This is a genomic window from Rhizobium sp. SEMIA 4085 (genome assembly GCF_013004495.1).
GTDB classification, from domain to species: Bacteria; Pseudomonadota; Alphaproteobacteria; order Rhizobiales; family Rhizobiaceae; genus Rhizobium; species Rhizobium gallicum.
This window is the reverse complement of the sequence record NZ_JABEPH010000248.1, coordinates 1-9,083: the sequence shown is the minus strand read 5'-3', so window position 1 is coordinate 9,083 and position 9,083 is coordinate 1. Positions and strand designations below refer to the sequence as shown.

Below are 9,083 nucleotides of genomic sequence, written 5' to 3'. Positions count from 1 at the left end.
CGTTCTTGTCCGCATCCGCCAACCCCCGGCCTTTCCTGAACGAGCTTTCCCCCCAATGTAGGTTTGCCGCGTAACGGTCTTTCCCCACCCATCGCCCGTAGCTGGTCGCCGTTGGCGCGCGTAGCGCCTCCAAGTGTAAACCCTCGGATGACGCCGGCATTTTCCAGTCTGCGAACCCGCTCCGACATACTGGGGGCGGACATGCCGATAAGGCGGGCAAGCTCGCTCATCGACAATCGTGCATCAGAATCGAGCGCGGCAAGAATGCGCGCGTCCGTCTCGTCCAACGTTGAGTTTCTGGATTGAAGGTTATGAGGCGCTTTTGGCTTCGACATGACGAGAAAACTACCCGATTGTCCCATGCTTGGTGTTGATCGCAATCGGCGTCGCCATCGTAAATGTCGTGACAATCAGCGCGGCTGACGTTTCAGATACGGCCTCGATCATGCTCGGCATTCTCGCCAGCTCTGCGGCGTTGGCGATCTGGATCGCCTATGGTCTTGTGAATGCAGCGGTTATGCGGTCCGGCGACGCGCCGGATGGGTTGCAATGGACAGGACTGCAAGGTGTCGGCGCGGCGATCGGAAGCCTTCTCCTGTTGCCGCTGGCCTCTTTCGAGCTGACGGATACGGCATCCGCGTCTGAAACCTTCCACTTCATTGGATGGGCGTTGGTGATGGGACTAGCCAGCTCGTGGTTCGCCACCTGGTGTTGGGTTGTCGCTTCCCGTCGCCTGCCCCTTGCTCTTTCCGCCCAGCTCATTGTTGCGGAAACGGTGTTCGGTCTCGCCTATGGCTTCATGTTCGAGGGCCGATTGCCGTATCTTGCCGAGGCCGGCGGAGCGGTTTTGCAGTTCGCTGGCGTCTGCTCGGCCATCGCAGCGTTCTGCAAGCCGCGCTCTCTCTCTGATTTGTCGAAAACCTCAGTCGCAAAAGTATAAGTTTGCTGCAGGATACAGACAGGCGAAATTGCTGAGTGAAAGGATTGCTAAATCGTCTCCGCGTGGTGTCCTGTCCTTAGAGCGCTCGTTCACTCCAGCCCGATCTCCGCAGGATCAGGAACGGTTTGTGCAAGGATTTCTTGGATGGTCTTACGTTGTCTTGGAGGCATATCCGGTGACCGGGCCAACGATGCTGCAATGGCCGATTTCAATTTCGCCGCCGTCGGCAGGATGCGCTCTTCGGTCCTGGTGAAGAGATCATCGACAGCGGATCCCGGCGCTGCATCGGCCGGCGCGTTGGATTTGGGTCGGCCCGCTTTTGCCGGCATTTTCTCTACGCTTCGCGCCACCCACTTCGGATAGGTAGGAGCCTCAAGGGCCTGTGATGGATCTTTCTCTGTGGGCTGACTCTCATTGCCTGAACTTCCAAGGAGATCGTATTCCGGCGACAGCGCGGGAACCGGCATCGTTGCTTGGAACTCCAGGTCAGGGAGTTCCTGTCGTTGCTGCCGGGCATAGTCGGCGGCAGTCTTGAATGGCTGTGTCGTATGATAGCGAAGCTTCCCTCCGAAGATCGGGTGCTGGCCCTCCACGAGCAGAATCATCCGGTCCTCCGGCATCTGGCGAACCTCCTGCGGCATCATCAAGTCTCGCTCGCGGATCTGTTCAACCTTGGTTCGCCGCGACAGGCCCATAGGTTCGAGGGTGCGCGATTCCGACTGATAGCGGATGGTGCGCTTTCCGAGCGCACGAGAGGCGTATTCTGCGGTTGCCTGATCGTTGGCACCGAGGATGAGCTGAAGGCCGCAATTGCCGAGCAGCGAGTGGCGAGCAGTTTCCCCATAGATCTCGTCGAGGGTTTTCAGGTCCTGGATGATGAAGGCCATCTTGATGTTGTAGCCGGCCACATAAGGTAGCTTGTTCATGATCTCATCCATCTTCTTCAGCTGCCGGAATTCATCGAGCAGGAAGTAAACGGGTACTCCGGTCGGATTATGCTCGCGGGTAAGCAGGTCCATGACCTGCTGCACGAAGAGCGTGAGCAACGGTCGCAGGATCGTCATGTCGGTGATGTTTGGCGCCAGGTAGATGCTGACCGGCCGGCGCTGCAGCGAGGCAAGGTCCATGTCCGTTACGCTGGTCGCGGCGACGACGCGTTCGTTGCGGAACGGCGCCAAGGCCTTCTGGATGTCGAGGAGCGCCGAACGGGCTGCTCTCTCATTCAACGCGATGTAGGCGTTGAAGCTCTCGGTCGTGAAGCGCGTGAGATAAGGCTCCTTCTCCTTGATGAGCTTCATCAGCACTTGTAGATCGACGCCGGAATTGAAGATGCTGTTGACCTCACCGAGGTTACGGCGGTTCCTGTAGTGCGCGCTTTCCAGCACGTAGCTGATGATGCCGGCGATCACCTGCTGTGCAACACCCTGCCAGACGGCGTTTTCGGAGCCTATGGTTTCCGGGATCAGGATGCTCGCCATGTTTTGGATGTCGGTAGTTCGGCTGCCGCGATCACTGCGTACGAAGTCGAGTGGATTCCAGCGATGCGTTTTGGTTGCACCCGGCGAGAAGAGGAAGACTTGGTGCCCCTTCGCTTTTCTATAGCCAGCGGTGTGTTCGAAAATCTCGCCTTTGAGATCAGTGACGATCATCGAGCCGGGAAACATGAGCGCATTGGGAATGACATAGCCAACGCCCTTACCGGAGCGCGTCGGGCCGATGATCAGATGATGCCGGTCGTCCTTGCGGCGGAGAATGTTGCGTCCGACCCGTCCGAACACGTGGCCATCCTTGCGAAACCACCCACCGCGCCGCAGCGACGCCATGTCTTGGAAGGCTGCGTCGCCGAGCGGGCTCGACGGGCGCCGCAGACCAACGATCGCTGCGATTGACGCAATAACGATGGAGGGCACGAGGGCGCCGGCGGCGACCAGCTGCAGAGGCCGACTGTTCGAATAGGCCAGCAATTGCTGGAACGGCGCGAGTGGATTGGTGGTCGTAACAAGATTGAGGATGCGGCCATCCTTCCAGACAAGTTGGAGGATCACGCTATAGCTCAACATCCAGACCGCGACGGCGATCAGAAGGCAGAAGAACAGATAGACTGCCTGGTAGGATCTGCTCACGAGGACCGCCGGGAGAAGAAAATCTCGGAGACGCCGCGCCGCCCGCCGTCGCGGCGCAGCTGGATGACGATCGGAATGACCATGCGGATGTACGACATCAGATCCTGCTTCGAATAACCGGACGATACGCCGGCTTGCATCATCATCATCGCAAGCTGTTCATAGGCGCCCATCGGCGTGTCGGCATGGACGGTCGACATGCTGCCCGGATGACCGGTGTTGACGGCGCGCAGGAACGCGAAGGCCTCGACGCCGCGGACCTCACCGACGAACAGCCGGTCCGGCCGCATGCGAAGCGATGCCTCCAGCAACGACTGGATCGTCACCTGCGCGGTTCCCTGATCGCCGCGCGAGGCCAAGAGATGCGTGCTGTTGCGGTGGGGCGGGAAGAGCTCGCGCGTGTCCTCTAGTGTCAGGATGCGTTCGTGCTCGTCGATGCTCTTGAGGCAGGCATTGAGGAAAGTGGTTTTGCCGGTGGACGTCCCGCCGCTGATCAGGATCGAGACACGCTCGCGCACCGCCGTCACGATGAAGTCATGGATCCGATCCGTGTCCAACAGGGCTAAAAGTTTCTCCTCAGTTGCGCTCAAGCCGCCGACGGTCACTGATACCTTGTCCAGCGCGCCACTATCCCGATACTGCGCCAGCGTGAGATCGCTGATCACCTGCTTGCGGATGGAGATGGCGCCGCCATCGGGCGCCGCAGGCGGGAGGACCACTTGTATACGCTCGCCGGAGGGCAGCGCGGCGCTGAGCAGAGGATTGATGCGGCTGATGAACTGATTGCTGACGGCGGCCACGCGCTCGCCGATATGTTCGATCTCGGCGGCCGTTAACGCAGGCACGGCATAAAACGCCATATGGTCGGCGCCAAGGCGTTCGACGAAGACCTCGCCGGGGCGGTTGACGGAAATCTCAACGACTTGCGGGTCGTCGAGAAACTCCGCCAAAGGCAAGAGCGCTCGCTTCAGAAAGTAATGCGGATCATTGCCGGGCGCCGTGACCCGTGCCGAGGCCTCGCTCATGCTTGATCTCCTTCAATGCTTCCTCGACCGGATCCGGGTACATGGCGGAGAAGTCGAGGTCCTGACGAACGTAAACGAAGATGCGCTCGCCCTGGTGGACGCTGATCGTCGGCGGAATGCGAAGGTTTTCTCCGAGTGCCTGGTTGGCCATGTCGGAGAAGGTCTGGGCGATCGTCTCTCTGGCGAGCTCGGCAGCTTGATCGGAATCTGATTCGTCATTTCCATTGCTGCTCGAGTAGGAACCGTTCCCATGACCTGTGAGGTAGGACGAGGCGGCCCCCACGATCGAAAGCAGGATGGCCGAGCCGAAGCGCTCGCGCCATTTGTTATCGACGGTGCCGGTCAGCCCTGAGCGGCCGAGACTGTCGGTGCCGATGCTGTTCAGGCGTACGGAGATGCCGTCATCGCGAAGTAGCCGTGTCCAGATGACGAAGATGCGTTTCTGCCCGCGGGTGACTTCCGACTGGTATTCACCGATCAGACGCGTGCCTGTCGGAATGAGTACGCGGCGGCCGTCGAAGGAATAGACGTCCTGGGAGGTGATCGCACGGATCTGCCCGGGCAGGTCGCTGTTGATGGCCGTCTCCAGAAGACCGGGAATAAGCGTACCTTCCGGTATCATGGCGTCGATCCGGCCGATCTGGCGGGCTTTTGCCGATCGGTCGCCGATCGCCGAGGCTGTAGCGAGGAACTTGCTGCTTCGATCCTCACCCGCGACGGTCGGCGCTCCTTCGGTGATTGCGCCGTTCAATGCGAAATCACCACTATCGGCATTGGCCGAGTCGACGATGATCTGTTTCGAGAGATAGCGCTGCGGGAATTCCTCCGCGGGCTGTTCGCCCTGCTGCTCGGTCTTTTCGATGGCGATCGGTGGCGGCGGGACGTCGAATTCGGTCGTGTCGGATGGGTCTTCCTTTTTCTCCTGCGGAGGCTCGGGAAGCTGAATGACCTGGTCGTCCGATTTCTGCTCAGGTTCCGGCTCTTGGCGGAGGAAGGTTGGCGGACGAAACGTCGTGGTCGAGAACTCCTCGTCGCCCTGAAAGACATCCTGACCCGCCTTCTTGGGTGCAAAGACGAGGACATAGGCAAGGGCAGCGCCAACGAGCAGTATCACCGCCCCGCCGAGCACTTGCTTGCGCTTCACCCGCTGGTCGCGCACCTCGCTCTGGTCGGCTTCCAGCATCGCTTCGAGTTCTGGCGATCGTTTCATTCGTTGCCGCTCCTTCTGCGCGTCGTCGCCTTGTTGTCGAAGACCGGCCCCATGATGGCAGGGTCCGGTGCGCCGAAGTCGGGCTTGCGGAGATTGAAAATGCAGGTCCACTGATTGCCGTCGCGCAGGGTGTACTGTGTGGCGGTGCCATCGACGACGATGTAGTCGCCCTCGCGCCGAAAGTTGCGCAGCGTCTCGGTGAAGTCGGCATTGACCGCGAAAATCGCCGGGGCCCTGGCTTCAAATTTGAAGAAGGTCTTCCTGCCGTCGTCGAAGACCACCAGCGGCTTCAGGCTGCCGTCGCCCGAGAAGGAATAGTCGATGTTGACGTTGGCCTTGTCGATGCCGGAAATGTTCGGATAGGCGGTCCGGGCCTCGGCTTCCTTACGCAACGAGGCATTCAGATCCTTGTCGGGATAGATGAAGCGGATGCCGAAGATCTTTTTGTTGTCCTCCGGCGCGAAGTCGCTGAGCTCGAGATAATAGATGCGTTTGGTGGTCACCACGTTCATGTTGGTGGCGGCGTTCTTCGCCTTCGGCTTTACGAAGAGGATGTTGCCCTTGTCGGTCGGCACCACGTCCCAACTGTCGCTGTCTCCAACGGCGATCGTCTCGAACTTTTCGCCCTCATCGAAGATAATCATGGTCGAGATGCCGTAGGTCGCGAAGACGCGCACGACGTTGTTCGGCTGGTAGACGATACTCGTGACGCGTGGATCGAGCCGGCCGGGAGAAGGCGTTTCGGCAGCCCATGCGCCTGCAATAGTGGCAAGGCTGATCATGAGGAAAATGGGGAAATGTCGGGTCACTGACCGCTCCCCACCACCGTCTCCTGGTCGCGCCGGTAGTCGTAGACCTGGAACCCCAATGGGTTTTCGAAGCGCCACTCGTTGGTGGCGGGCGTGTCGGTATAACGGTAGCGCACCACGGCGATCCAGTGGCGGACGATCGAATCTGTATCCGAAATCTCCGTTGTGGAGAAGCGCACAATGCCGGTGCTGTTGTTGGGGAAGGTCACGGACGCGATCTCGGTCATGACGCGTGTGTTGCGGCCATAGGCTTTTGCCGGGTTCTTCGGATTGGTCTTGCTGTGGAAGTCCTGTAGCTCGCGGGCTGCATTGCCCGTAGAGAGCAGAGCGGCGATCCCGAAATTCTGCTCAATCGCATAAGGATCGTAGCCTTCGCGGGCACGAATGTAGCGGACGATGTTCGCCTGGGTGATTGCCTGCTGTTCGGTGAGGGCGACGGGCCGCGTGAGTCCCGTCTTTACCTCGACATAGCCGGTGTTCTTGTCGACTTCAACGATATAGGGCTCGAAGCTTTTGAGCGGTACCAGCATGACAAGGGCGATCAGGCTGAGCAACGTGATCGTGCCGAAGATCATCGTCACGAACCAGGCAAGCGCCCGCGATCGTTTCGCTCGTCGGACGATCTCCTGCTCCCAAATCTCTCCGCTCTGATAATAGGTTCGTAAATCAAGGTCTTTGACGTCAGCCATATTCTCTCATCTTCTCGAAAATCACTGCTCAAGTCGGGTTGCCCTGTTGGGATATTCTGCTTTGCATGGCTGATTTGACCGCGGACCCGTCGTCTCCCCCGCCGCCCCGGATTCGGTTCCTTAAACTGAAACCGGCCCGATAGGCGCCGCGCCCCGCCGCTTCGCTGCCGCGTGCCATGGCCAGCGGGTATCGGATTCCAAATCGATGCGAGATGCCGGTTGCAGCACCTCCGACGCCTGACGCAATGCCGCCGGCAATCCCTTGGCCGATCGACTGGATGTAGAGCATGACGACCCCGCCGGCGATGCAGAGCAGCAGGAAGCCGGCGGTATCCGCCAGCGCCAGGGTCCTCGAGCCGCTCGCCGCATCGATCTTGGACAGTTCCGGATTCATCGCGGCGATCAGAAAGGCGGCGACGACGTAGATGAAGAGTGGGATCAGTGCATAGGTCAGGACCTGATTGAACCAGCCCATGCCATAGCGGCGGCTTCGATCGAACAGAAAACACGAAACAAAAATCGGTGCGGTGCCGATCAGCACCCACAGCATCACCTTGGCAAGGATCAGGATGGCAAGGGCCACAGCGATGAACACACCGGCGCCGACCATGATCAGGAGGCCAATCATGCTGGGGAGGATCGAAAAATAGCCCGACTGCTCGGCGAAGACTGAGGCCGCCTGATTGGCCGTTTGCCAGATCATCGACATGCCATTGGTGGGCTCGGTAATGCCGGTTCCGGAGGCAGCCAATATCGCCCGGCCGACATCTTCCGGTGTGTCGTTGATCCAATGATAGACAAAATTATTGAAATTGCCCCAGGAGCTGACGAGAAGCAGGATCATCACCATGCGAATGATGCGTAGCACGATCTCGCCAACCCCTAGGCGCGCCGTGCCCATCACGAGCTGCAGACCGTACCAGGCGACGTAGACGACCAGCATCAACCGCAAAAGCGGCAATATCTCGTTGCCGACGATCGTATAGGCCTGCTCCGAAAAAGTCGCGCCGGAGTTCTCGATGCGCTCGAGAAGATCGCCGAGGAAATCCTGCATCTTACTCCTGTGCCTCCTGAACGCCGATCGCGGCGAATGCCGCTGCCGGATCGTTGACGGCTCGCATCGGTCCGCATTCGCGTCTGTGGTCCTCGGCGAAGGACATCAGGTTTGTCGGCCGCTTGCAGGGCGCTGTTTTCTCTTTGACGGTCCCGCAGGCTGTCGCCGCAAGGGCCAGCGCCGCAACCAGGAGCAAACCGAGGATTCGTTGCATCGTCAGTTCCCGTATGTAAGCGTCTTCTTGGTGTTGGAGATATCGGTGAGGCGGCGCTGGTTTTCGGCCTGCAATGAGGTGACGGCACCGTTCATCACGCCGATCAGCTCGTTGAGCGTCAGGCCAGATTGCACCTGAAGCTGTGTGTTCTGGTCGATCGAGCCTTTGATGTCCTGAGCAGTGCCGATTTGGGCGCCCGCCTGCTCGAAGGCGCTGCGACGGCTCTCGATCGCCTGTTGAGACCCGTTAATAAGAGCGGAAACGCCGAGCAAGGTGTTCACCAGTTGCTCATACGACTTGTCGCCGGAGAAACTGCTGTTCTCCTTTCCGGATAGTGACTTCACCAGTCGCAGACCGTTGATGAACGCGGTTGCCGCCTTTGTAATATCGGCGCTCATGCTGCCAAAGTTCGGCACGCCGTCTTTCAGGATGCTGTCGAAGGAAGGGATTGTCGCGACGCTGAAGCCATTGCCGATGGCGAGGCTCTTCAGCGGCCCGGCCATGCTGCCACGATCCCCGGTGACAGCCTGCAACGTCTCTTCGACCGTGGTCAGAATGTTCTTGTTGGTATCGAGGATCTGGCCGGTCGTCGCCGCCGTTTTCTTGGCGACCTCGTAGTTGGTGCGGTCGATGACCGGCACGTCGGCCAATGCAGACGCAGGAAATGCAAGCAGCGCGAGGCCGCCCCAAAGGATCGTTCTCATCTCTCGATTCTCCCATCATTGAGGCTCCAGCATCAGCTGGACCTGGTTCTCATTTTCCCGTCTTTCGACGCAGGCCTGTTCCTCATCGCTCCAAACAAGATTCTGGCGCGCGTCGCATGGGTGCGTGGCGTCGCTCGGCTTTTCATCATCCCTGTCGGGGGTGGCGGTGCGCGACGAGCCGGAGAGGTGAGCAGATGAGACGGCGTTTCGCGAATTGACGAGACCGGCCATCGCGGTGGCGAGCTTGATGATGTTGTTCATCATCTCGAGATTAGCATTGCGCGCGGTGGAATTGTGGTCCCAGCTATCCTGGAT

The 9,083-nt window shown here is 59.6% G+C and carries 10 protein-coding genes and 1 pseudogene; 1 reads left to right on the top strand and 10 read right to left on the bottom strand.

What is annotated here, in order from left to right:
* A partial coding sequence (locus C9413_RS21910) for a winged helix-turn-helix transcriptional regulator (protein WP_246703822.1) occupies window positions 1–287 on the bottom strand: 287 nt, incomplete at its 3' end.
* 77 nt (window positions 288–364) lie between these two features.
* Between C9413_RS21910 and C9413_RS21905 the strand changes: the two genes are divergently transcribed.
* The gene (locus C9413_RS21905; RefSeq protein ID WP_052451737.1) at window positions 365–940 is read left to right on the top strand and encodes a hypothetical protein; all 576 of its coding nucleotides are present in this window, start codon (window positions 365–367) and stop codon (window positions 938–940) included.
* Window positions 941–1,029: 89 nt separating this feature from the next.
* On the opposite strand, the gene C9413_RS21900 is transcribed toward C9413_RS21905, so the two are convergent.
* From C9413_RS21900 to C9413_RS21860, 9 genes and pseudogenes are all read right to left on the bottom strand, one after another.
* A complete protein-coding gene (locus tag C9413_RS21900) occupies window positions 1,030–3,063 on the bottom strand; it encodes a type IV secretory system conjugative DNA transfer family protein (RefSeq protein ID WP_040114576.1) in 2,034 nt (677 codons plus the stop codon).
* The gene (gene virB11, locus C9413_RS21895; protein WP_040114577.1) at window positions 3,060–4,088 is read right to left on the bottom strand and encodes a P-type DNA transfer ATPase VirB11; all 1,029 of its coding nucleotides are present in this window, start codon (window positions 4,086–4,088) and stop codon (window positions 3,060–3,062) included. The genes C9413_RS21900 and virB11 overlap by 4 nt, the downstream gene beginning before the upstream one ends.
* Window positions 4,048–5,298 carry a type IV secretion system protein VirB10 gene (gene virB10 / locus C9413_RS21890; protein WP_040114578.1) on the bottom strand — a complete coding sequence of 417 codons (1,251 nt, stop codon included), beginning with the start codon at window positions 5,296–5,298 and terminating at the stop codon, window positions 4,048–4,050. The genes virB11 and virB10 overlap by 41 nt, the downstream gene beginning before the upstream one ends.
* Window positions 5,295–6,080 carry a TrbG/VirB9 family P-type conjugative transfer protein gene (locus C9413_RS21885; RefSeq protein WP_040114579.1) on the bottom strand — a complete coding sequence of 262 codons (786 nt, stop codon included), beginning with the start codon at window positions 6,078–6,080 and terminating at the stop codon, window positions 5,295–5,297. Before C9413_RS21885 ends, virB10 begins: the two co-directional genes overlap by 4 nt.
* Window positions 6,081–6,103: 23 nt before the next feature.
* Complete coding sequence (locus C9413_RS21880; RefSeq protein ID WP_040114580.1) at window positions 6,104–6,796, bottom strand: type IV secretion system protein; 693 nt, start codon at window positions 6,794–6,796, stop codon at window positions 6,104–6,106.
* 28 nt (window positions 6,797–6,824) lie between these two features.
* The gene (locus tag C9413_RS21875) at window positions 6,825–7,850 is read right to left on the bottom strand and encodes a type IV secretion system protein (protein WP_170250903.1); all 1,026 of its coding nucleotides are present in this window, start codon (window positions 7,848–7,850) and stop codon (window positions 6,825–6,827) included.
* A gap of 1 nt (window position 7,851) precedes the next feature.
* The gene (locus tag C9413_RS21870) at window positions 7,852–8,064 is read right to left on the bottom strand and encodes a hypothetical protein (RefSeq protein WP_040114582.1); all 213 of its coding nucleotides are present in this window, start codon (window positions 8,062–8,064) and stop codon (window positions 7,852–7,854) included.
* Between the two features lie 2 nt (window positions 8,065–8,066).
* On the bottom strand, window positions 8,067–8,768 hold the full coding sequence (locus C9413_RS21865; protein WP_040114583.1) for a type IV secretion system protein: 702 nt from the start codon (window positions 8,766–8,768) through the stop codon (window positions 8,067–8,069).
* A gap of 15 nt (window positions 8,769–8,783) precedes the next feature.
* Window positions 8,784–9,083 (bottom strand): annotated as a pseudogene (locus tag C9413_RS21860) (lytic transglycosylase domain-containing protein); the annotation flags it as partial.

What these genes read in the sequence shown, in the direction of transcription:
- C9413_RS21880 (WP_040114580.1), bottom strand. Translation starts at nt 6,796, where the DNA reads ATGGCTGACGTCAAAGACCTTGATTTACGAACCTATTATCAGAGCGGA.
- C9413_RS21885 (WP_040114579.1), bottom strand. Translation starts at nt 6,080, where the DNA reads ATGATCAGCCTTGCCACTATTGCAGGCGCATGGGCTGCCGAAACGCCT.
- virB11 (WP_040114577.1), bottom strand. Translation starts at nt 4,088, where the DNA reads ATGAGCGAGGCCTCGGCACGGGTCACGGCGCCCGGCAATGATCCGCAT.
- C9413_RS21870 (WP_040114582.1), bottom strand. Translation starts at nt 8,064, where the DNA reads ATGCAACGAATCCTCGGTTTGCTCCTGGTTGCGGCGCTGGCCCTTGCG.
- C9413_RS21875 (WP_170250903.1), bottom strand. Translation starts at nt 7,850, where the DNA reads ATGCAGGATTTCCTCGGCGATCTTCTCGAGCGCATCGAGAACTCCGGC.
- virB10 (WP_040114578.1), bottom strand. Translation starts at nt 5,298, where the DNA reads ATGAAACGATCGCCAGAACTCGAAGCGATGCTGGAAGCCGACCAGAGC.
- C9413_RS21865 (WP_040114583.1), bottom strand. Translation starts at nt 8,768, where the DNA reads ATGAGAACGATCCTTTGGGGCGGCCTCGCGCTGCTTGCATTTCCTGCG.